Here is a 23337-nt window from a genome sequence, read left to right on the forward strand (position 1 = left end):
TTACAGCGTGCAAAACCGTGGTCGGGCAGAGCGCAACGCAAGCCTCGTGACGCGCTACAATGGCCGCTTTTACCGATCATGAGGTGTGCGCTTTGACTGCTCCAGGTTCCCCGAATTCCGCTGCTGGCTCGCTTTATGTGGTGGCGACGCCCATCGGCAACCTGGACGACATCAGCGCCCGGGCACTGAAAATCCTTCGCGAAGTGGCGTTGATCGCTGCCGAAGACACCCGCCACTCGGCGCGCCTGATGCAACACTTCGGTATTTCCACGCCGCTGGCCGCCTGCCACGAACATAACGAACGTGATGAAGGTAGCCGCTTTATTACCCGTCTGCTGGCGGGCGACAACGTTGCGCTGATTTCCGATGCCGGCACGCCGCTGATTTCCGATCCGGGTTATCACCTGGTGCGTCAGGCCCGTGCGGCCGGGATCGCGGTGGTGCCGGTGCCGGGGGCGTGCGCGTTGATTGCAGCATTGTCGGCGGCGGGGCTGCCTTCCGATCGCTTTATCTTCGAAGGTTTCTTGCCGGCCAAGTCGGTCGGGCGCAAGGCGCGACTGCAAGCGGTCAAAGAAGAGCCGCGCACGCTGATCTTCTACGAAGCTCCGCACCGTATTCTTGAATGTTTGCAGGATATGGAAGAAGTGTTCGGTGGTGAGCGTCAGGCACTGTTGGCTCGCGAAATCACCAAGACCTTCGAGACGCTTAAAGGCTTGCCGCTCTCGGAACTGCGCGAGTTTGTTGAATCCGACAGCAATCAGCAGCGTGGCGAATGCGTGGTGCTGGTGGCGGGCTGGACGGCGCCGGAGTCTGAAGACGCGGTCAGCAGCGAGGCAATGCGCGTGCTGAATCTGCTGCTCGAAGAAATGCCGCTCAAGCGTGCCGCCGCTCTCGCCGCGCAAATCACCGGCGAGCGCAAAAACGTGCTGTATCAGGTCGCGCTGGAGAAACAGAAGGGCGAGTAACCCGTCGCGCAGACAGGTTTTGCGGCTATTAGCGCTTGTTCTTCGGGCGCTCTGCCGTTAACCTTCGCGGCGGAGAGTCGATCGGACAGTCGCTGCCCTCTATGAAAATTAGGGGGGGGAGGAAAGTCCGGGCTCCATAGGGCGAAGTGCCAGGTAATGCCTGGGAGGCGTGAGCCTACGGAAAGTGCCACAGAAAATAACCGCCTAAGCGCTTCGGCGCCGGTAAGGGTGAAAAGGTGCGGTAAGAGCGCACCGCACGTCTGGCAACAGTTCGTGGCTAGGTAAACCCCACTTGGAGCAAGACCAAATAGGGTCCCAAGGCGTGGCCCGCGCTGGGACCGGGTAGGTTGCTAAAGATGTCCAGTGATGGCCATCGTAGACGAATGACTGTTCAAGACAGAACCCGGCTTACAGATCGACTCTCCACCTTTTTCTTTCCCTGCTTGAATCAATAGCAACAGGGCTGTGTAATATCAGCAGACCTGCTCTGAAAGTCCGGCAGCGGCAAACGCAGTAATAGCCATTTCCCACCGTGCTTCAATCAACAGCAGAAGCGCTTTTGTAATACCGAAAAAATCTTACTCTTAACAAATTACTTTAACTTCCGAGCGCAGCTTCCAGTGCTGCATCAAGTTATTGGTCAAAACTATCCGCCAATTTGTCGTTACCCCTCCTTTTATGTTCCTAAATCTCCGTTCTGTAAGGGTTTTCCTTTACTCCGCGCCTTGACGGTGTGGTGGGCGCATTCCTATAGTGTGCGCAAGTGGCGAAAAGTGGCATGAAGTGGGTTTTTTGAGCTCAAAACGATAAAAATTGGAGAAACGCTGACGTGTTTCGCGGAGCTAACGCTATCAGTCTCGATGCAAAGGGCCGTCTCGCTATGCCGAGCCGGTACCGCGACGAGCTCGTTTCGCGTAGTTCCGGCCAATTGATCGTGACCATTGATGCCGTTGATCCATGCCTGTGTGTCTATCCGCTCGATGAGTGGGAAATTATTGAAACCAAGTTGCGCGCACTTCCTTCGCTTCGCGAAGAGAACCGTCGCCTGCAACGTTTATTGATTGGTAATGCCGTCGATCTCGAACTCGATGGCAGTGGTCGTTTTCTGGTTCCACCGCGTCTGCGCGAATACGCCAAGCTCGATAAGCGCGCGATGCTGGTAGGCCAACTGAACAAGTTCCAATTGTGGGACGAGGATGCATGGGACGCGGTATCTGCCGCTGACCTTGCTGCTATTCAACAACCGGGCGCCATGCCTGATGAACTGCGTGATTTGATCCTGTGACTATTGATAGCGGCTTTAACCACATCACCGTACTGCTCGACGAAGCCGTGGAGGCTCTCGCCGTACGTCCTGATGGATGCTATCTGGACGGTACGTTCGGTCGCGGCGGACACAGCCGGCTGATCCTCAGCCAGCTCGGAACAGATGGTCGTCTCATCGGATTCGACAAAGATCCACAAGCGATTGCCACCGGGCAAACGCTAGCGGCCGAAGACGGCCGCTTTGTCGTTGTGCAGCGCAGCTTTGCCGAGCTCGGTTCGGTGGTTGCCGAACAGGGTCTGAGCGGCAAGGTCAGCGGCATTCTGCTCGACCTCGGCGTCTCTTCGCCGCAGCTCGACGACGCTGAACGCGGCTTCAGTTTCCTCAACGATGGTCCGCTGGACATGCGCATGGATCCGTCCCGTGGCATCAGCGCTGCCGAATTCGTCAACACCGCACCGGCCGAAGAAATCGCCCGGGTGTTCAAGGAATACGGCGAAGAACGTTTCTCCGGTCGCATGGCTCGTGCCGTTGCCGAACGTCGCGATATCACGCCGTTCGAGCGCACCGCCGATCTGGCCGAAGTGCTCAAGGTCGCCAACCCGGCGTGGGAAAAGGGCAAGAACCCGGCCACCCGTGCGTTCCAGGGTTTGCGCATTCACGTCAACAACGAACTGGGCGATCTGGAAGCCGGCCTCGAAGCCGCGCTGGACGCACTGGAAATCGGTGGTCGTCTGGTGGTGATCAGCTTCCACTCGCTGGAAGACCGCATCGTCAAACTGTTTATGCGCAAACTGGTGAAAGGCGAAGCCGACAACCTGCCGCGCAACCTGCCGGTTCGTCACGTAGCGTTCGAACCGAAAATCAAAGTCCATGGCAAAGCGCAGACGGCCTCCGACGCCGAACTCAAAGCCAACCCACGTTCCCGTAGCGCCGTCATGCGCGTCGCGGAGAAGTTGCGGTGAGCAAGCTTTTCGCCAAGCCATTGCCTGGCGGCAGCTTTTTGATGCTGCTGCTGTTTATCGGCGTGCTCGTGTCGGCCATCGGCGTGTCTTACAGCGCGCACTGGAACCGCCAGTTGCTCAACAATCTTTATAACGAACTCAGCGTGCGCGACAAGGCGCAGGCCGAGTGGGGCCGTTTGATTCTTGAACAAAGCACCTGGACCGCGCACAGCCGGATCGAAGTGCTGGCCAGCGAACAATTGAAAATGCACATTCCGGGCGCGGCTGACGTGAAGATGGTGGCGCCATGATGAAACTCGAAGGCGCACTCTTCCCGTGGCGCTTCCGCCTGATGGTGGCACTGCTCGGCGTGATGGTCGCAGCAATCTGCTGGCGCATCATCGACCTGCAAGTGGTTGACCGTGACTTCCTCAAAGGTCAGGGCGACGCACGCAGTCTGCGTCACATCCCGATTCCGGCTCACCGTGGTCTCATCACCGACCGTAACGGCGAGCCTTTGGCCGTCAGTACCCCGGTGACCACCCTGTGGGCCAACGCCAAGGAAATGCAGTCGGCCAAAGAGAAATGGCCGGCGCTGGCGGCAGCCCTGGGTCAGGATCCGAAAGCCCTGACCGAGCGTCTCGAAGCTCAGGCCAACAAAGAATTCATTTATCTGGTGCGCGGGCTGACCCCCGAGCAGGGCCAGGCTGTGCTTGATCTGAAAGTGCCAGGCGTTTACGGCATCGAAGAATTCCGCCGCTTCTATCCGGCCGGTGAAGTCACTGCGCACATGGTTGGCTTTACCGACATTGACGACCACGGTCGTGAAGGCGTCGAACTCGCCTACGACGAGTGGCTCGCCGGTGTACCGGGCAAACGGCAGGTCATCAAGGATCGGCGCGGTCGGCTGATCAAGGATGTCCAGGTCACCAAAAACGCCAAGGCCGGCAAGCCCTTGGCGTTGTCCATTGACCTGCGTCTGCAATATCTGGCCAACCGCGAGTTGCGTAACGCAATCATCGAAAACGGCGCCAAGGCCGGCAGTCTGGTGATCATGGACGTGAAGACCGGCGAGATCCTCGCCATGGTCAACCAGCCGACCTACAACCCGAACAACCGTCGCAACCTGCAACCGGCGATGATGCGTAACCGCGCAATGATCGACGTGTTCGAGCCGGGTTCGACCATGAAAGCCATCTCGATGAGCGCCGCGATCGAATCCGGCCGCTGGAAACCGACCGACACCGTCGAGGTGTATCCGGGTACTTTGCAGATTGGCAAGTACACCATCAAAGACGTTTCGAGAACCGAAGGTCCGGTGCTGGACATGACCGGCATCCTGATCAATTCCAGTAACGTCGGCATGAGTAAGGTCGCGTTCGATATCGGCGGCGAAACCATTTATCGCCTGGCACAGAAAGTCGGCCTCGGCCAGGACACCGGCCTCGGCTTCCCGGGCGAGCGCGTCGGCAACCTGCCGAACTACCGTGAGTGGCGCAAGGCAGAAACCGCAACCCTGTCTTACGGCTACGGTATTTCCGTGACCGCGATTCAGCTGGTGCACGCCTTCTCTGCGCTGGCCAACAACGGTCGTCTCGCGCCGCTGACCCTGATCAAAACCGACAAGCCGCCGCAGACTACGCAAGTGCTGCCGGAAGCCGTCGCGAAAACCATGCAAGGCATGCTCACCCAAGTGATCGAAGCACCGCGCGGTGTATTCCGTGCGCAGGTGCCGGCGTATCACGTGGCCGGCAAGTCGGGTACTGCACGTAAAACGTCGGTGGGTACCAAGGGCTACGCCGAAAACTCCTATCGCTCGCTGTTCGCCGGTTTCGGCCCGATGAGCGATCCGCGTTACGCCATCGTTGTGGTGATCGACGAACCAAGCAAGGCCGGCTACTTCGGTGGTCTGGTATCGGCGCCAGTGTTCAGCCGCGTGATGTCCGGCACCCTGCGTCTGATGAACGTGACCCCGGACAATCTGCCGGCGACACAACAGGCCAACGCCACCCCGGTCATACCGCTGAAAGCCAATGGAGGGCGCGGCTGATGTCATTAAGTCTGAACAAGATATTCCCCCACGCCGGCCACGATCTGTTGATCCGTGAATTGGCGCTGGACAGCCGTAACGTACGCGCTGGCGATCTGTTCCTCGCCGTGCCGGGCGGCAAATTTGATGGCCGTGCGCACATCGCTGATGCATTGCAACGCGGTGCTGCCGCTGTAGCTTATGAAGTCGAAGGCGCCACTGTGCTGCCGATCACTGACGTGCCATTGATTCCGGTCAAAGGCCTGGCTGCGCAACTGTCGGACATCGCCGGGCGTTTTTACGGTGAGCCAAGTCATCACCTGAACCTGGTGGGCGTGACCGGCACCAACGGTAAGACCAGCGTGACCCAATTGGTTGCGCAGGCGCTGGATTTGCTCGGCCAGCATTGCGGCATCGTCGGCACGCTGGGTTCCGGCTTCTATGGCGCACTGGAAAGCGGTCTGCACACCACGCCGAACCCGATTGCCGTACAAGCGACATTGGGCGACCTGAAAAAGGCTGGCGCCAAAGCCGTGGCCATGGAAGTCTCGTCCCACGGTCTGGATCAGGGCCGCGTCACTGCACTGGCGTTCGACGTCGCGGTGATGACCAACCTGTCCCGTGATCATCTGGATTATCACGGCACCATGCAGGCGTACGCTGAGGCCAAGGCCAAGCTGTTCGCCTGGAATGATTTGAAGTGCCGCGTGGTCAACCTCGACGATGATTTTGGCCGGCAACTGGCCGCTGAAAAACGTGAGTCGCGCTTGATCACCTATAGCCTGCTCGACAGCAGCGCCTATTTGTATTGCCGCGAAGCGCAGTTCGACGACCACGGTGTGCGCGCCACATTGGTCACGCCGCAGGGCGAACATCATCTGCGCAGCACGCTGCTCGGTCGCTTCAACCTGAGCAACGTGCTGGCTGCGGTCGGCGCATTGCTCGGTCTGGATTACGCGCTCGACGAAATTCTCAAAGTGCTGCCTAAACTCGAAGGCCCGGCCGGACGCATGCAGCGTCTTGGCGGTGGCACGCAACCGTTGGTGGTGGTCGATTACGCCCACACCCCGGACGCACTGGAAAAAGTACTGACTGCGTTGCGCCCGCACGTCAAAGGTCAACTGCTGTGCCTGTTCGGCTGCGGCGGTGATCGTGATCGCGGCAAGCGTCCGTTGATGGCCGAAGTGGTCGAGCGTCTGGCCGATCAGGTGCTGGTCACCGACGACAACCCGCGTACTGAAGATCCGGCAGTGATTTTCGATGACATCCGCGCCGGTTTCACGGCTGTGGATAAAGTCACCTTCGTCGCCGGCCGTGGTCAGGCGATTGCACAACTGATTGCCGGCGCGTCGGCCGATGACGTGATCGTCCTGGCCGGTAAAGGTCACGAGGACTATCAGGAAATCAACGGCGAGCGCCACGCTTTCTCCGACCTGGTCGAGGCTGATCATGCCCTGACCGCTTGGGAGGTGGCCCATGCTTAAGGCCCTGAAACTCAGCGAACTGACTAACGCCCTCGATGCCCGTTTGATCGCCGGCGATGCCAGCTTCGACGGCGTCAGCATCGACAGCCGTGCGATCCAGCCAGGCCAACTGTTTATTGCGCTGACCGGCCCGCGTTTCGACGGTCATGACTATTTGAATGACGTCGCCGCCAAAGGCGCGGTGGCTGCGCTGGTCGAGCGTGAAGTCGCCGACAGCACCTTGCCGCAATTGCTGGTCAAGGACACCCGTCAGGCCCTTGGCCAGTTAGGCGCCTTGAATCGCGCCGCGTTCACTCAGCCTGTAGCGGCGGTGACCGGTTCCAGCGGCAAAACCACGGTCAAGGAAATGCTCGCAAGCATTCTGCGCACGCGCGGCCCGGTGCTGGCGACTCGCGGCAACCTGAACAACGACCTCGGCGTACCGCTGACCTTGATCGAACTGGCCGCGGAACACACCTCGGCCGTGATCGAACTGGGCGCCTCGCGTCTGGGTGAAATCGCCTACACCGTCGGGCTGACCAAGCCGCACGTAGCGATTCTGAACAATGCCGGCACCGCTCACGTCGGTGAGTTCGGCGGCCCGGAAAAAATCGTCGAAGCCAAAGGCGAAATCATCGAAGGGCTGGCGGCCGATGGCATCGCCGTGCTCAACCTCGATGACAAGGCTTTCGGTATCTGGAAGACCCGCGCTGCCGGTCGCAAGGTGTTGACCTTTGCCCTGAGCAACACGCAGGCGGACTTTTACGCCAGCGACCTGACCACCGATGCCCGTGGTTGCCCGGCCTTCAATCTGCACACACCTGAAGGTGTCGAACGCGTTCAACTGAACCTGCTCGGCACCCATAACGTCGCCAATTCCATGGCCGCTGCCGCTGCCGCTCACGCCTTGGGCGTGTCGCTGTTCGGCATCGCCACCGGCCTTGGCGCGGTGCAACCGGTCAAGGGTCGCACCGTCGCGCAACTGGCGAAAAACGGCATGCGCGTGATCGATGACACTTACAACGCAAACCCCACCTCGATGTGCGCGGCCGTTGATATACTCGCCGGCTTTTCCGGCCGCACCGTCCTGGTGCTCGGGGATATCGGCGAGTTGGGCGATTGGGCGGAGCAGGGGCACCGCGACGTGGGCGAGTACGCCCGGGGCAAGGTTTCCGCGCTTTACGCCGTCGGGCCAAACATGGTTCACGCCGTCAACGCATTCGGTGAACAGGCGCATCACTTCGGCACGCAAGCCGAGCTGATCCAGGCCCTCGACGCCGAGCAGGACACAAACACCACTATTTTGATCAAGGGTTCGCGCAGTGCAGCGATGGAAAACATCGTTGCGGCTCTGTGCGGATCCAGTCTGGAGAAACATTAATGCTGCTGCTGCTAGCGGAGTATCTGCAACAGTTCTACAAAGGCTTCGCGGTCTTTCAGTACCTGACCCTGCGCGGGATTCTCGGTGTGCTGACCGCGCTGGTTTTGTCGCTGTGCTATGGCCCGTGGATGATCCGCACCCTGCAGAACCGTCAGATCGGGCAATCCGTGCGTAACGATGGCCCGCAATCGCACCTGTCCAAGTCGGGCACCCCGACCATGGGCGGCGCGCTGATTCTGTCTTCGATCGGCGTCAGCACTTTGCTTTGGGCTGACTTGAGCAACCGCTACGTCTGGACTGTGTTGCTGGTGACCCTGCTGTTCGGCGCCATCGGCTGGGTCGACGATTACCGCAAAGTCATCGAGAAGAACTCCCGTGGCTTGCCGAGCCGCTGGAAGTATTTCTGGCAGTCGGTGTTCGGCCTCGGCGCGGCGATCTTCCTTTATATGACCGCGTCCACCCCGGTGGAAACCACGCTGATCCTGCCGATGCTCAAGGACTACAGCATTCCGCTGGGCCTGGGCTTCATCGTGCTGACTTACTTTGTGATCGTCGGTTCAAGCAACGCGGTCAACCTGACTGACGGTCTCGATGGTCTGGCGATCATGCCCACTGTGATGGTTGGCGGTGGCCTCGGCATCTTCTGCTACCTGTCGGGTAACGTGAAATTCGCTGAATACCTGCTGATCCCTTATGTGCCGGGCGCGGGCGAACTGATCGTGTTCTGCGGCGCGCTGATTGGCGCCGGATTGGGCTTCCTCTGGTTCAACACCTATCCAGCGCAAGTGTTCATGGGCGACGTCGGTGCCCTGGCACTCGGCGCGGCACTGGGCACCATTGCGGTGATCGTCCGTCAGGAAATCGTCCTGTTCATCATGGGCGGCGTGTTCGTGATGGAAACCCTGTCAGTCGTCATTCAGGTTGCGTCCTTTAAGCTGACCGGTCGCCGTGTGTTCCGCATGGCACCGATACACCACCACTTTGAACTCAAGGGCTGGCCCGAGCCGCGCGTGATTGTCCGTTTCTGGATCATCACCGTGATTCTCGTGTTGGTTGGCCTTGCCACCCTGAAGCTGAGGTAGAACGAGTGTCTCTGATCGCTTCTGACCACTTCCGCATCGTTGTCGGCCTCGGCAAGAGCGGCATGTCCCTGGTTCGCTTCCTGGCGAACCGGGGCACGTCGTTTGCCGTGGCGGACACGCGGGAAAATCCACCGGAACTGGCCACGCTCAAGCGTGACTATCCGCACGTGGAAGTGCGTTGTGGCGAGCTGGACGTCGAATTCCTCTGCCGTGCCGACGAGCTCTACGTGAGCCCCGGCCTGGCACTGGCGACCCCGGCCCTGCAAGCCGCTGCGGCCCGTGGCGTGAAACTGTCCGGCGACATCGAGCTGTTCGCGCGTAACGCGCAGGCGCCGATCGTGGCCATCAGCGGTTCCAACGCGAAAAGCACCGTCACCACCCTGGTCGGCGAGATGGCGGCTGCGGCGGGCAAACGCGTCGCCGTCGGCGGCAACCTCGGCACCCCGGCGCTGGACTTGCTCAGCGACGACATCGAGCTGTACGTGATGGAGCTGTCGAGCTTCCAGCTGGAAACCACTGACCAGCTCAACGCTGAAGTGGCGACCGTGCTGAACATCAGCGAAGACCACATGGATCGCTACAGCGGCCTGCCGGCGTACCACCTGGCCAAGCACCGGATCTTCCGTGGCGCGAAGCAGTTCGTGGTCAACCGTCAGGATGCGCTGAGCCGTCCGTTGATGGGCGAAGGCCAGCCATGCTGGACGTTCGGCCTGACTAAACCTGATTTCAAAGCCTTCGGTATCCGCGAAGAAGACGGCGAGAAGTATCTGGCCTTCGAATTCCAAAACCTGATGCCAGTGCGCGAATTGAAGATTCGTGGCGCGCATAACCAGTCCAACGCCCTCGCGGCGCTGGCACTCGGTCATGCGGTCGGCCTGCCGTTCGATGCGATGCTCGGGGCGCTGCGCAACTTCGCCGGTCTCGAACACCGTTGCCAGTGGGTGCGTGATCTCGACGGCGTGGCCTACTACAACGATTCCAAAGCCACCAACGTCGGCGCCGCACTGGCTGCCATCGAAGGCCTGGGCGCGGACATCGACGGCAAGGTCATCCTGATCGCCGGTGGCGATGGCAAGGGTGCCGAATTCAACGATCTGCGTGATCCGGTGGCGGCCAACTGCCGCGCCGTGATCCTGATGGGCCGCGACTCCGACAAGATCGGCGCCGCCATCGGCGATGCCGTGCCGCTGATTCGCGCGACCTCGCTGGTCGACGCCGTCGCGCAATGCCGCGCCGCTGCCCAGCCGGGTGACGTGGTGCTGCTGTCGCCAGCCTGCGCCAGTTTCGACATGTTCAAGAATTATGAAGACCGTGGTCACCAGTTCGTCCGCGCTGTGGAGGAATTGGCATGAGCCTGCGCAATATCATCAAACCGTATCCGTCGCCGATCATCACCGGGCGCGGTATCGACCTCGATTTCCCGATGCTCGCCGGTTGCCTGGCGCTGCTCGGTCTCGGTTTGATCATGATCGCCTCGGCGTCCACCGAAGTGGCGGCGGCGCAGTCGGGCAGTCCGCTGTATTACATGATTCGCCACCTTATATATGTGGTGCTGGGTTTGGGCGCGTGTGTCATCACCATGATGATTCCAATTGCTACCTGGCAGCGCCTCGGCTGGTTGATGTTGCTGGGTGCGTTTGGCTTGCTGGTGATGGTGATCGTCCCCGGCATCGGCCGAGAAGTGAACGGTTCGATGCGCTGGATCGGTTTCAGCTTCTTCAACGTGCAGCCGTCCGAAATCGCCAAAGTATTCGTGGTGATCTACCTCGCCGGTTATCTGGTGCGGCGTCAGAAAGAAGTGCGCGAGAGCTGGATGGGCTTCTTCAAGCCGTTCATCGTGCTGCTGCCGATGGCCGGTCTGTTGCTGATGGAGCCGGACTTCGGTGCCACCGTCGTGATGATGGGCGCTGCGGCGGCAATGCTATTCCTTGGCGGGGTCGGGCTGTTCCGCTTCTCGCTGATGGTGGTGTTGGCGGTCGGGGCCGTGGTCTTGCTGATTCAGATGCAGCCGTATCGTATGGCGCGTCTGACTAACTTCGCTGACCCGTGGGCTGACCAGTTCGGCGCCGGTTATCAACTGTCGCAAGCGTTGATCGCCTTCGGTCGCGGTGAATGGCTTGGCGTGGGTCTGGGCAACAGCGTGCAGAAGCAGTTTTACCTGCCGGAAGCGCACACCGACTTCGTGTTCTCGGTTCTCGCTGAAGAGCTGGGCGCGGTCGGTTCGCTGTGCACCGTGGCCCTGTTCGTGTTCGTGTGTATTCGCGGCATGTACATCGGCTTGTGGGCGGAGAAAGCCAAACAGTATTTCGCAGCTTATGTGGCCTACGGCTTGTCGTTCCTGTGGATTGGTCAGTTCCTGATCAACATCGGGGTGAACGTCGGCCTGCTGCCAACCAAGGGTCTGACCTTGCCGTTCCTCAGTTACGGCGGCAGTTCGTTGGTGATCTGCTGTGCCTGCCTCGGCTTGTTATTGAGGATCGAGTGGGAGAGTCGAACCCACTTGGGCAGTGAAGAAATGGAATTCCATGAGAGCGACTTCGCTGAGGAGCCGAATCATGGGCGCTAACGTATTGATCATGGCCGGCGGAACCGGTGGTCACGTGTTCCCGGCGCTGGCCTGTGCCCGCGAGTTTCAGGCGCGTGGCTACACCGTGCACTGGCTCGGCACGCCGCGCGGAATTGAAAACGAACTGGTGCCGGGCGCAGGTCTTCAACTGCACCGCATCAACGCCAGCGGTTTGCGCGGCAAGGGCAAGCTGTCGCTGCTCAAGGCGCCGTTCATGCTGCTGAAATCGGTGTGGCAGGCGCGGGCGATCATTCGCCAGTTGAAACCAGTGTGTGTGGTCGGTTTCGGTGGTTATGTGACTGGTCCCGGCGGGCTTGCCGCGAAACTGGCCGGCGTGCCGGTGATCGTTCACGAGCAGAACGCTGTGGCCGGCACCGCCAATCGGTTGCTGGTGCCGTTCGCCGCCCGGGTGTGTGAAGCGTTCCCCGACACCTTTACTCTGTCGGACACCCGCCGTACCACCGGAAACCCGGTGCGCAGCGAGCTGTTCCTCGAAACATTGCGCCCGGCTCTGGCTGGTCGCAAAGCGCGTTTGCTGATCCTTGGCGGAAGCCTTGGCGCAGAACCGTTGAATAAATTGCTGCCTGAAGCCCTGGCCCAAGTCGCTGCCGATTTGCGCCCGGAAGTGTTTCATCAGGCCGGCAAAAACCACGATGAAGTGACTGCAGAGCGCTACCGCGCCGCCGGCGTCGAAGCGCAGGTGCAGCCGTTCATCAAAGACATGGCCCAAGCCTATGGCTGGGCCGACCTGGTGGTGTGCCGCGCAGGCGCGTTGACCATCAGTGAGCTGGCTGCCGCCGGTCTGCCCTCGATGCTGGTGCCTTTGCCCCACGCGATCGACGATCACCAGACCCGCAACGCCGATTATTTGGCCCGTGAAGGCGCAGCCTTCCTGATGCCGCAAAGAACGACTGGTGCCGCGGATCTTGCCGCGCGCCTGACAGAGGTCTTGATGCAACCGCAACGACTCGAAGATATGGCCCAAGCGGCCCGCCGTCTGGCGAAACCCGATGCCACCCGTAGCGTGGTCGATACCTGTCTGGAGGTGGCCCATGGTTGAGAATCAGAAAGCCATGCCGCAACCGGAGATGCGCCGCATCCGTCGCATCCACTTCGTCGGTATCGGCGGCGTGGGCATGTGCGGTATTGCCGAAGTGTTGTTGAACCTGGGCTACGAAGTGTCCGGTTCCGACCTGAAAGCTTCGCCGGTCACCGAGCGTCTGGAATCGTTCGGCGCGCAGATCTTCATCGGCCACCGTGCCGAGAACGCCGCGACCGCCGATGTACTGGTGGTGTCGAGCGCTGTGAACACCTCTAACCCGGAAGTCGCGACCGCCCTTGAGCGTCGCATCCCGGTAGTGCCGCGGGCCGAAATGCTCGCCGAATTGATGCGCTATCGCCACGGCATCGCCGTCGCCGGTACGCACGGCAAAACCACCACTACCAGCCTGATCGCTTCGGTGTTCGCCGCCGGTGGTCTGGATCCGACCTTCGTCATCGGTGGTCGTCTGAATGCTGCGGGCACCAATGCCCAGCTCGGCACCAGCCGTTACCTGATCGCCGAAGCCGATGAAAGCGACGCGAGCTTCCTGCACCTGCAACCGCTGGTGGCCGTGGTCACCAACATCGACGCCGACCACATGGCGACCTACGACGGTGACTTCAACAAACTGAAGAAAACCTTCGTCGAGTTCCTGCACAACCTGCCGTTCTACGGTTTGGCCGTGATGTGCCTGGACGATCCGGTCGTGCGCGAAATCCTGCCGCTGGTGAAACGTCCGACCGTGACCTACGGCTTCAGCGAAGACGCTGACGTCCGCGCGATCAATGTGCGTCAGCAAGGCATGCAAACCTTCTTCACCGTGCTGCGCCCTGACCGCGAGCCGCTGGACGTTTCCGTGAACATGCCGGGCAACCACAACGTGCTCAACTCGCTGGCGACCATCTGCATTGCGTCCGACGAGGGCGTCAGCGATGAAGCCATCGTTCAGGGCCTGTCGGGTTTCCAGGGTGTCGGTCGACGCTTCCAGGTTTACGGCGAATTGCCGGTGGACGGCGGCCACGTGATGCTGGTCGATGACTACGGTCACCACCCGACCGAAGTCGCAGCAGTGATCAAAGCCGTACGCGGTGGCTGGCCGGAACGCCGTCTGGTGATGGTGTATCAACCGCACCGTTATAGCCGCACCCGCGACCTGTACGACGATTTCGTCAATGTACTGGCCGACGCCAACGTGCTGCTGCTGATGGAAGTTTATCCGGCCGGCGAAGAGCCGATCCCGGGCGCCGACAGCCGCAAGCTGTGCAACAGCATCCGTCAGCGCGGTCAGCTCGACCCGATCTACATCGAGCGTGGCGTTGATCTGGCACCGCTGGTCAAGCCGCTGTTGCGTGCCGGCGACATCCTGCTGTGCCAGGGCGCGGGAGATATCGGCGGTCTCGCGCCGAAGCTGTTGAAAAGTGAATTGTTCGCTGGCGCCGTGGCGGCGTCGGTCGAGGGGAAGTTGAAATGACTGCTGCCTACGCCAACCTGTTCTCCACCATCGCGCCGAAAGACTTCGGCCGCGTCGCCGTGCTCTTCGGCGGCTTGAGTGCCGAGCGTGAGGTTTCGCTGAAATCCGGTAACGCTGTACTCGACGCGCTGCAGAGCGCTGGCGTGGACGCGTTCGGTATCGACGTTGGCGCCGACATTCTGCAACGTCTGCTGAGTGAAAAAATCGACCGCGCCTTCATCATTCTTCACGGCCGTGGCGGTGAAGACGGCTCCATGCAGGGCCTGCTCGAAGTGGCCGGCATTCCCTACACCGGCAGTGGCATTCTGGCCTCGGCACTGGCGATGGACAAACTGCGCACCAAGCAGGTCTGGCACAGCCTCGGGATTCCGACGCCGCGTCACGCCGTGCTGTGCAGCGAAGCCGATTGTATTTCTGCGGCGACGGAACTGGGCTTCCCTTTGATCGTCAAACCGGCCCATGAAGGTTCAAGTATCGGGATGGCCAAAGTGAGTTCTGCGTCCGAGTTGATCGACGCATGGAAAGCGGCCAGTACCTACGATTCGCAAGTGTTGGTTGAGCAATGGATTCAAGGTCCGGAGTTCACCATCGCCACCCTGCGTGACCAGGTGTTGCCTCCAATCGCCCTGGGTACACCGCACACGTTTTACGACTACGACGCCAAGTACATCGCCAACGATACCCAGTACCGCATTCCGTGCGGGCTGGATGCCGCCAAGGAAAAGGAACTCATGGATCTCACGGCCAAGGCCAGTGAGGCGCTGGGGATTGCCGGTTGGGGCAGGGCGGACGTGATGCAGGACGCCGACGGGCAGTTCTGGTTCCTGGAAGTGAACACCGCACCGGGCATGACCGATCACAGTCTGGTGCCGATGGCGGCCCGTGCTGCCGGTCTGGATTTCCAGCAACTGGTACTGGCCATTCTGGCCGCCAGTGTTGAAGGCGCAGTCACCCAAGAGGCGCGAGGTTAAGACCATGCAAGGCGCTCAGCTCAGACATCAGCCACCCGCACCCGGCCGCAAGCCGGTACCGCGGGGTGCCAGCCGAATGGTGGCGAAAGAGCCGATGTCCGCGCGCCTGCCGAAAGCCAATTTTGGTTTTCTGAAAAGCCTGTTCTGGCCGGTGCTGCTGGTTGTGCTGGGCTTTGGTACGTACGAAGGGGCAACGCGTTTGCTGCCGTACGCCGACCGGCCGATCACCAAGATCGCCGTGCAGGGCGACCTGAGCTACATCAGCCAGCAAGCAGTGCAGCAGCGCATCGCCCCGTACGTGGCGTCGAGCTTCTTCACCATCGACCTGGCCGGGATGCGCACCGAGCTTGAGCAGATGCCCTGGATCGCCCATGCCGAAGTACGTCGGGTGTGGCCGGATCAAGTGGTGATCCGCCTAGAAGAGCAATTGCCGGTGGCGCGTTGGGGTGACGAGTCGTTGCTGAACAACCAGGGCCAGGCGTTTACGCCAAAGGAACTGGCGAACTACGAACACCTGCCACAGCTGTTCGGCCCACAACGGGCCCAGCAGCAAGTGATGCAGCAGTATCAGGTGCTGAGCCAGATGCTGCGGCCGTTGGGCTTCTCGATTGCACGCCTGGAATTGCGTGAACGCGGGAGCTGGTTCCTGACCACCGGTGCCGGCAGTTCCGGCCCCGGCATCGAGCTGCTGCTGGGACGCGGCAATTTGGTGGAAAAGATGCGCCGCTTTATCGCCATCTATGACAAGACGCTTAAAGACCAGATTACGAACATTGCGCGCATCGATCTGCGCTACGCCAACGGCCTTGCTGTTGGCTGGCGGGAACCTGTAGCGCCGACGACAGCCCAACCCGCTGTCGCAAAGAATTAAGAAGAGGCAGGACCCATGGCAAACGTGCAAAGCGGCAAAATGATCGTCGGTCTCGATATCGGCACCTCCAAAGTGGTGGCGCTGGTCGGCGAGGTCTCCGACGACGGCACGCTGGAAATCGTCGGGATCGGTACCCATCCGTCCCGTGGCCTGAAGAAGGGCGTGGTGGTGAACATCGAGTCCACCGTGCAATCGATCCAGCGTGCGATCGAAGAAGCCCAACTGATGGCGGGCTGCCGCATTCACTCGGCGTTCGTCGGCGTGGCGGGCAATCACATCCGCAGCCTGAACTCCCACGGCATCGTCGCGATCCGTGATCGCGAAGTCAGCTCGGCCGACCTTGAGCGCGTACTCGACGCTGCTCAGGCTGTAGCGATCCCGGCTGACCAGCGCGTGCTGCACACCCTGCCGCAGGATTACGTGATCGATAACCAGGAAGGCGTTCGCGAACCTCTGGGCATGTCCGGCGTGCGTCTGGAAGCCAAGGTTCACGTGGTCACCTGCGCCGTCAACGCTGCACAGAACATTGAAAAATGCGTGCGTCGCTGCGGTCTGGAAATCGACGACATCATTCTCGAGCAACTGGCCTCGGCCTACTCGGTACTGACCGACGACGAGAAAGAGCTGGGCGTGTGCCTGGTCGACATCGGCGGCGGTACTACCGACATCGCGATCTTCACCGAAGGCGCGATCCGTCACACCGCGGTGATCCCGATTGCCGGTGATCAGGTGACCAACGACATCGCCATGGCGCTGCGCACCCCGACTCAGTACGCCGAAGAAATCAAAATCCGCTACGCCTGCGCCCTGGCGAAACTGGCCGGTGCCGGTGAAACCATCAAGGTGCCAAGCGTCGGCGACCGTCCACCGCGCGAACTGTCGCGTCAGGCCCTGGCCGAAGTGGTCGAGCCGCGTTACGACGAACTGTTCACGCTGATTCAGGCCGAGCTGCGTCGCAGCGGCTACGAAGACCTGATCCCGGCCGGCATCGTGCTGACTGGCGGTACTTCGAAGATGGAAGGCGCGACTGAACTGGCCGAAGAAATCTTCCATATGCCGGTTCGTCTGGGCGTGCCGCACGGCGTCAAAGGTCTGGATGACGTGGTGCGCAACCCGATTTATTCCACTGGCGTTGGCTTGTTGATGTACGGCCTGCAAAAGCAGTCCGACGGGATCTCGTTCTCGGGCATCGGCAGCCGCGACAGCTACAGCAACGAAGAGCCACAGGCGCCGTTGCTGGATCGATTGAAGAAGTGGGTTCAAGGCAACTTTTAAACGCAGCTGGAAGCGTCAAGCTTCGAGCGGCAAGCAGTAGCAGTAGATGCACCGCAACAAACATGCAGTAGGCGAAAAAAACTAGAGAATGTAAGGAGAGGGAAAATGTTCGAACTCGTAGACAACATCCCCGCAAGCCCGGTAATCAAAGTTATCGGTGTCGGCGGTGGCGGCGGCAACGCTGTCAACCACATGGTCAAGAGCAACATCGAAGGCGTTGAATTCATCTGCGCCAACACCGATGCTCAAGCGCTGAAAAACATCGGCGCACGTACCATCCTGCAACTGGGCACTGGCGTGACCAAAGGCCTCGGCGCCGGCGCGAACCCGGAAGTCGGCCGTCAGGCTGCTCTGGAAGACCGTGAGCGTATTGCCGAAGTGCTGCAGGGCACCAACATGGTGTTCATCACCACTGGCATGGGCGGCGGTACCGGTACCGGTGCTGCACCGATCATCGCCGAAGTGGCCAAGGAAATGGGCATTCTGACCGTTGCGGTCGTGACTCGTCCGTTCCCGTTCGAAGGCCGCAAGCGTATGCAGATCGCCGATGAAGGCATCCGCATGCTGTCCGAAAGCGTCGACTCGTTGATCACCATTCCTAACGAGAAGCTGCTGACCATCCTCGGTAAAGACGCAAGCCTCTTGTCGGCTTTCGCCAAGGCTGACGATGTACTGGCCGGTGCCGTTCGCGGTATCTCCGACATCATCAAGCGTCCGGGCATGATCAACGTCGACTTCGCCGACGTGCGTACCGTGATGAGCGAAATGGGCATGGCAATGATGGGCACTGGCTGCGCCAGCGGTCCGAACCGTGCACGTGAAGCCACCGAAGCGGCAATCCGTAACCCGCTGCTGGAAGACGTGAACCTGCAAGGCGCACGCGGCATTCTGGTGAACATCACCGCCGGTCCTGACCTGTCCCTGGGTGAGTACTCCGACGTAGGTTCGATCATCGAAGCCTTCGCTTCCGAGCATGCGATGGTCAAGGTCGGTACCGTTATCGATCCGGACATGCGCGACGAGCTGCACGTGACTGTGGTTGCTACCGGTCTGGGCGCAAAAATCGAGAAGCCTGTGAAGGTCATCGACAATACCGTTCATACCTCCATGTCGACCGCTCAGGTACAACAACCGGCTCCGACCCGTCAGGAAGCGCCAGCGGTAAATTACCGTGATCTGGATCGTCCGACCGTCATGCGCAACCAGGCTCAGGCCGGTGCTGCGGCTGCCGCGAAGATGAATCCGCAAGATGACCTGGACTACCTGGACATCCCGGCATTCCTGCGTCGTCAGGCCGATTGATGGAATGTATCAGGGCTATGAAGGTGATTGGTGTTCAGCAAAGGCTCGGTCTGCTATTATCGCCAGCCTTTGTTGATACCAGTTCGCAATTTGCGCTGAAGCGGCCCAAGCCATGATTAAACAACGCACACTGAAAAATATTATCCGTGCCACAGGTGTAGGCCTGCACTCCGGTGAGAAGGTCTATCTGACCCTCAAGCCTGCGCCTGTCGACACTGGCATTGTGTTTTGTCGCGCTGACCTCGACCCTGTGGTGCAGATCCCTGCCCGCGCGGAAAACGTCGGTGAAACCACTATGTCGACGACGCTGATCAATGGCGACGTCAAAGTGGACACGGTAGAGCACTTGCTCTCGGCCATGGCTGGCCTGGGCATCGATAACGCCTACGTCGAGCTCTCCGCGTCCGAAGTCCCGATCATGGATGGCAGCGCTGGACCCTTCGTATTCCTGATTCAATCGGCAGGCCTGGAAGAACAGGACGCCGCCAAGAAATTCATCCGCATCCTGCGTGAAGTGACAGTGGAAGACGGCGACAAGCGCGCCACTTTCGTCCCTTTCGAAGGGTTCAAGGTGAGCTTCGAGATCGATTTCGATCACCCGGTTTTCCGGGACCGCACCCAAAGTGCAAGCGTGGATTTTTCCAGCACTTCGTTCGTAAAAGAAGTCAGCCGCGCCCGTACCTTTGGTTTCATGAGTGATATCGAGTACCTGCGCAAGCACAACCTCGCACTCGGCGGCAGCGTTGAAAACGCAATCGTGGTCGATGCCGATGGCGTACTGAACGAAGACGGCCTTCGCTATGAAGACGAATTCGTGAAGCACAAGATCCTCGATGCCATTGGCGACCTGTACCTTTTGGGTAACAGCCTGATTGGTGAGTTCAAAGGCTTCAAGTCCGGTCATGCACTGAACAACCAGCTGTTGCGCAAGTTGATTGAGCAAACAGATGCTTGGGAAGTGGTGACGTTCGATGACGCCAGCACCGCACCAATCTCTTACATGCGCCCGGTTGCGGCGGTGTAAGTAAAAAACCTCTCTAGTTTTTTGAAGGCCATCCTCGGATGGCCTTTTTTTATGCTCCTTTTTTCAGAAGCAAAAGATCGCAGCCTTCGGCAGCTCCTACAGGAACCGCATTCCAATGTAGGAGCTGCCGAAGGCTGCGATCTTTTGATCTTCAGGCAGCCACCACCACTCGATTGCGCCCGCCTTCCTTCGCCTGATACAACGCCTTGTCCGCGACAAACAACAACTGCTCCAGCGTCATCTCACTCGCCGCCGTCCACGTCGCAATGCCGATACTCACCGTCATCGGCCGATCAGCCCCTGCTACCCGCGGCAACTGCTCCACCGCCTGCCGAATATGCTCGGCAATCTGCTGCGCGCCCTGGCTGTCAGTCTCAGCCAGAATCACCGAGAACTCCTCGCCGCCATACCGCGCCACCAGATCCGCCGGTCGCCGCACATTGTCCGTAATCACCTTGGCCAACGCCTTCAACGCCTGATCGCCGGCCTGATGCCCGTGCTGGTCGTTGAACGCCTTGAAATGGTCGGCGTCGATCATCATCACCGACATCGGTTTGCCCGAACGCTGCGCGCGGAACCACTCGTGACGCAGTGATTGATCAAGCATCCGACGATTGGCGACACCGGTCAGCGCATCGGTGGCGGCCAGTTGCGCCAGTTCACGTTCAGCGCGCTGACGTCGACGCAGTTCGCGGGCGAGCAGCCAGGTCAGCCACAACAGACCGAGACACAACACCCCGGTGGCGCCACTGATCAACATCGCCGTACGCCGCCACGTCGCAAACACCTCATCGCTGGACAGCGCGACCATCACCGTCAGCGGTAAATTGCCCACCCGCGAGTACGTATAGAGGCGCTGCTGATGATCCATGCTCGACGTGCTGCTGAAACTGCCCTTGCCATCCTTGTCGCGCAAAATCCGGATGACATTGGGCCGGTTGCCGAAGCTTTTACCGATCGAATCGCTTTGCAGATAGGGCTTCTGCGCCAGCAGCACACCGTCATCGTCGATGATGTTCAGCGTGCTGCCTTTGCCGATGTCGAGGCTTTTGAACAGTTGATCGAAATAGTCGAGCTTCATCGACGCCACCGCCACCCCGACGAATTCGCCGGTGTCCGAGGAAATGCGTCGGCTGAAACTGATACGCCATTGATTGGCTTCGTCGCAGTCGCAACGGGTCTTGAACGGTCGGCTGATGAACATGCCGACATCGCGGTTGAAGGCGTGGGCGAGGAAGTAATCGCGGTCGGCGAAGTTGCCCGGTTTCGGCTCGACTCTTGAGGAGTCAGCAAGAACATCGCCGTGTTTGTCGAGCAGCAGAATATCGCCCTTGAAGCGCGCAGTGGTGGAGCGGTCGAACAGCGCCAGATGGCGGATTTCCGGCGACACGTTTTGCAGATCATCGCGCTGGGCGGCGGTGATCAAACCTTGCAGAGACAGGTCGTAGAGTTCGACGGTACGCAGCACGTCGGCGTCGATCAACTGAGCAATGGTGGTCGCACTGCGGGTGGCGGATTGCCGAGCGTTGGCGTGCTCGCGGATCAGCAGAAAAGTGACGATGGCTAAAATCGCGATCACGCTGAGCAAACTGCCGCAGATCAGCAGCAGCTCGGGGCGTCCGGTCTTGCCCGAAACGGGAGGGGTACGGCTCGCGATCATGATCGGGTTATCGGTTGGGGGATCTTCTAAGCGTAGGAGCTGCCGAAGGCTGCGATCTTTTGATCTTGTTTTTAAAAATCAGGATCAAAAGATCGCAGCCTTCGGCAGCTCCTACAGGTTCAGTGTTAACTGATCTTAGAAGACGTTGATCGGGTAGTCGATGATCACGCGGTATTCGTCGGTGTCGGTATCAATTGCGCCGTAACCATTGCCACCGCGGTTGGTCGCCCATTGCAGGCGTACCGCCAGATCTTTGGCCTGGCCACTCTGCACCACGTACTTCAAATCGATATCGCGCTCCCAATGCTTGGCATTGCGACCCTCGGCGCTGTACCAGTTCGAGTAACCCTGGCTATCCGGATCAACCTTGGTCAAATCCACCGTCCCGCGCGAGTACGACACCGCTGACGTCAGCCCCGGATAACCCACACCGGCAAAGTCATAGGCGTACTTGAGCTTCCACGAACGCTCGTTCGGGCCATTGAAGTCCGAGTACTGCTGCGAGTTATCCAGATAAACGCTGTCGCCCTGACTGATGTAGTCGAACGGCGTGTTGCCGTTGACCCGTTGATACGCCGCCGTAACGCTGTGGCTGCCAATACCGACGGTGAAATGCAGGCTGTAGGTGTTGTTGTCGATGTCGCCGAGCAGCGCATCGCCGGTGTCTTGCGTGTGATAGAAGTGCAGGCCGGGGTTGAGGCTGACCAGATCGTTCAACTGCCAGGTGTAATCCAGGTCGTAGTAGTACTGGTTCCAGATGTCCTTGAGTTCGGACGCGTACAGGCTGCTGGTCAAACCCTCGACACCGCTCCACGCCACGCCAGCCCAGTTCAGATGCTGGCTTTCGTCGCCCTCGGCCAACGTCCCGTAAGAGGTGCCGATGCGTGTGTGACCACTCTGGTTGTACGGCTTGGTGAAACTGGCCTGACCGCCCTCGATCAACCAGCCGTCGAAGCTATGGTTGCTCAGACTGACACCACGAAACGTCTGCGGCAGCATGCGCGTGTCACCGCCCGCGATCACCGGGTTGGTGAGGAACAGATCACCAGCCTTCAACTCGGTATCGAACGCACGCATTTTCAACGTACCGCCCGCTGTTGAGAACGAGCCCGGCGCTTTGCCGTTGCCATCGCTGATCGGCAGGATGCTTGAGCCGTCCGTGCCGCCACCGCCGTCGAGTTTCAGGCCGAGCATGGCGTGGGCATCAATGCCGAAACCGACCGTGCCTTCGGTGTAACCCGACTGGAAGATCCCGAGAAACCCCTGGCCCCACTCAATGTTGTCGTCCGCCTGCTGCATGCGGTTGCGATTCATGTAGTAGTTGCGGGCGTTGAGGTTGAGGCTTGAGCCTTCGATGAAACCTTCTTTCGCAGGCTCGTCGGCGTGAACGGCGGGGGCAATCGTTGCGGCAATTGCAATGAACAACGGAGTGAAACGGACTGGGTAACGCACGTGCAATGGAGCTCCTTGGGTCAACTGGCGCCTCTGTATTTTGAGGTGCTCGATGTTTCTTGTTGTTACAGACGAACCAAACGGCTTTCAGACCACAACGAAAAAAGGCCGCTGAAAGGCAGCGGCCTGGAATGACGACGGTTGAACGGGAAGAGCCAAACAACCGCGTCGAGGGAAACGGAGCGATGCGCGACTCAGCTGTCTTTTTCCAGCGATTGAGCCTGGGAAGTTGCAGCCTGAGGGGCCTGCGTGGCGTCTTTGGCCTTGGCCATCATTTCTGCCTGATGCTGGTCATACGCTTGAGCGCGGGCAGAATTCTGCGCCACGAACGCGTGGGATTCTTCAGCCATCGCCATTGGCGACAGGATCAATGAGGACAAAACGAAAGCGCTGGCAATACCCATACTGTTGGACATCTTGAAAACCTTCTCGCTTGGCGAGTGTGCTGTTTGGTGCGGGCAAAGATAAGGTTGCCGAGCGATGGGAAACAGCGCGATTTTCATAAATGACTGTTACAGCAAAAGCAAAGATCACCCCCTTCTGCAGGGTGATCACCGGTTGATCGTTCCCACGCT

General features: G+C 59.9%; 20 protein-coding genes and 1 other RNA gene. 18 read left to right on the forward strand and 3 right to left on the reverse strand.

Annotation, left to right across the window (positions count from 1 at the left end; genetic code table 11):
- Nucleotides 1–59: 59 nt before the first annotated feature.
- From rsmI to lpxC, 18 genes are all read left to right on the forward strand, one after another.
- A complete protein-coding gene (rsmI, locus tag ACP3TY_RS02240) occupies nt 60–965 on the forward strand; it encodes a 16S rRNA (cytidine(1402)-2'-O)-methyltransferase (protein WP_159815078.1) in 906 nt (301 codons plus the stop codon).
- A gap of 73 nt (nt 966–1038) precedes the next feature.
- An RNA gene (gene rnpB / locus ACP3TY_RS02245) (RNase P RNA component class A) lies at nt 1039–1392 on the forward strand.
- Between the two features lie 402 nt (nt 1393–1794).
- On the forward strand, nt 1795–2250 hold the full coding sequence (gene mraZ, locus ACP3TY_RS02250) for a division/cell wall cluster transcriptional repressor MraZ (protein WP_008147486.1): 456 nt from the start codon (nt 1795–1797) through the stop codon (nt 2248–2250).
- Nucleotides 2247–3194, forward strand: a complete 948-nt coding sequence (gene rsmH, locus ACP3TY_RS02255) for a 16S rRNA (cytosine(1402)-N(4))-methyltransferase RsmH (RefSeq protein ID WP_371926024.1) — start codon at nt 2247–2249, stop codon at nt 3192–3194. The genes mraZ and rsmH overlap by 4 nt, the downstream gene beginning before the upstream one ends.
- Nucleotides 3191–3484 (forward strand): cell division protein FtsL, encoded by a 294-nt coding sequence (ftsL, locus tag ACP3TY_RS02260; protein WP_053123650.1) that lies wholly within the window; start codon nt 3191–3193, stop codon nt 3482–3484. Before rsmH ends, ftsL begins: the two co-directional genes overlap by 4 nt.
- Entirely contained in the window at nt 3484–5223 is a 1740-nt protein-coding gene (locus tag ACP3TY_RS02265; protein ID WP_178124211.1) for a peptidoglycan D,D-transpeptidase FtsI family protein, read from the forward strand. The genes ftsL and ACP3TY_RS02265 overlap by 1 nt, the downstream gene beginning before the upstream one ends.
- Entirely contained in the window at nt 5223–6686 is a 1464-nt protein-coding gene (locus tag ACP3TY_RS02270) for a UDP-N-acetylmuramoyl-L-alanyl-D-glutamate--2,6-diaminopimelate ligase (RefSeq protein ID WP_212545539.1), read from the forward strand. Before ACP3TY_RS02265 ends, ACP3TY_RS02270 begins: the two co-directional genes overlap by 1 nt.
- Nucleotides 6679–8046, forward strand: coding sequence for a UDP-N-acetylmuramoyl-tripeptide--D-alanyl-D-alanine ligase (locus tag ACP3TY_RS02275; protein WP_400652403.1), 1368 nt, complete (start codon nt 6679–6681; stop codon nt 8044–8046). Before ACP3TY_RS02270 ends, ACP3TY_RS02275 begins: the two co-directional genes overlap by 8 nt.
- Nucleotides 8046–9128 (forward strand): phospho-N-acetylmuramoyl-pentapeptide-transferase, encoded by a 1083-nt coding sequence (mraY, locus tag ACP3TY_RS02280; RefSeq protein WP_008082775.1) that lies wholly within the window; start codon nt 8046–8048, stop codon nt 9126–9128. Before ACP3TY_RS02275 ends, mraY begins: the two co-directional genes overlap by 1 nt.
- Nucleotides 9129–9133: 5 nt before the next feature.
- Nucleotides 9134–10480, forward strand: a complete 1347-nt coding sequence (gene murD, locus ACP3TY_RS02285) for a UDP-N-acetylmuramoyl-L-alanine--D-glutamate ligase (RefSeq protein WP_426619171.1) — start codon at nt 9134–9136, stop codon at nt 10478–10480.
- Entirely contained in the window at nt 10477–11694 is a 1218-nt protein-coding gene (ftsW, locus tag ACP3TY_RS02290; RefSeq protein ID WP_053123640.1) for a putative lipid II flippase FtsW, read from the forward strand. The genes murD and ftsW overlap by 4 nt, the downstream gene beginning before the upstream one ends.
- Nucleotides 11684–12754, forward strand: a complete 1071-nt coding sequence (murG, locus tag ACP3TY_RS02295; RefSeq protein ID WP_426619172.1) for an undecaprenyldiphospho-muramoylpentapeptide beta-N-acetylglucosaminyltransferase — start codon at nt 11684–11686, stop codon at nt 12752–12754. The genes ftsW and murG overlap by 11 nt, the downstream gene beginning before the upstream one ends.
- Nucleotides 12747–14207 (forward strand): UDP-N-acetylmuramate--L-alanine ligase, encoded by a 1461-nt coding sequence (murC, locus tag ACP3TY_RS02300; protein WP_053123636.1) that lies wholly within the window; start codon nt 12747–12749, stop codon nt 14205–14207. The genes murG and murC overlap by 8 nt, the downstream gene beginning before the upstream one ends.
- On the forward strand, nt 14204–15178 hold the full coding sequence (locus tag ACP3TY_RS02305) for a D-alanine--D-alanine ligase (RefSeq protein ID WP_159815072.1): 975 nt from the start codon (nt 14204–14206) through the stop codon (nt 15176–15178). The genes murC and ACP3TY_RS02305 overlap by 4 nt, the downstream gene beginning before the upstream one ends.
- Nucleotides 15179–15182: 4 nt before the next feature.
- A complete protein-coding gene (locus tag ACP3TY_RS02310) occupies nt 15183–16049 on the forward strand; it encodes a cell division protein FtsQ/DivIB (protein ID WP_053123632.1) in 867 nt (288 codons plus the stop codon).
- Between the two features lie 15 nt (nt 16050–16064).
- Nucleotides 16065–17324 (forward strand): cell division protein FtsA, encoded by a 1260-nt coding sequence (gene ftsA / locus ACP3TY_RS02315; RefSeq protein WP_053123630.1) that lies wholly within the window; start codon nt 16065–16067, stop codon nt 17322–17324.
- 105 nt (nt 17325–17429) lie between these two features.
- Nucleotides 17430–18626, forward strand: a complete 1197-nt coding sequence (gene ftsZ, locus ACP3TY_RS02320) for a cell division protein FtsZ (protein ID WP_053123624.1) — start codon at nt 17430–17432, stop codon at nt 18624–18626.
- 112 nt (nt 18627–18738) lie between these two features.
- Entirely contained in the window at nt 18739–19650 is a 912-nt protein-coding gene (gene lpxC, locus ACP3TY_RS02325) for a UDP-3-O-acyl-N-acetylglucosamine deacetylase (RefSeq protein ID WP_008082763.1), read from the forward strand.
- Nucleotides 19651–19801: 151 nt separating this feature from the next.
- On the opposite strand, the gene ACP3TY_RS02330 is transcribed toward lpxC, so the two are convergent.
- The 3 genes from ACP3TY_RS02330 to ACP3TY_RS02340 form a co-directional block, all read right to left on the reverse strand.
- On the reverse strand, nt 19802–21310 hold the full coding sequence (locus tag ACP3TY_RS02330; RefSeq protein ID WP_426619173.1) for a sensor domain-containing diguanylate cyclase: 1509 nt from the start codon (nt 21308–21310) through the stop codon (nt 19802–19804).
- Between the two features lie 135 nt (nt 21311–21445).
- Nucleotides 21446–22762, reverse strand: coding sequence for an OprD family porin (locus ACP3TY_RS02335; protein ID WP_426619174.1), 1317 nt, complete (start codon nt 22760–22762; stop codon nt 21446–21448).
- 194 nt (nt 22763–22956) lie between these two features.
- Complete coding sequence (locus ACP3TY_RS02340) at nt 22957–23178, reverse strand: hypothetical protein (protein WP_053123621.1); 222 nt, start codon at nt 23176–23178, stop codon at nt 22957–22959.
- Nucleotides 23179–23337: the final 159 nt, after the last annotated feature.

Source organism: Pseudomonas rustica (genome assembly GCF_049959085.1).
In the GTDB taxonomy this organism is placed as follows: Bacteria; Pseudomonadota; Gammaproteobacteria; order Pseudomonadales; family Pseudomonadaceae; genus Aquipseudomonas; species Aquipseudomonas rustica.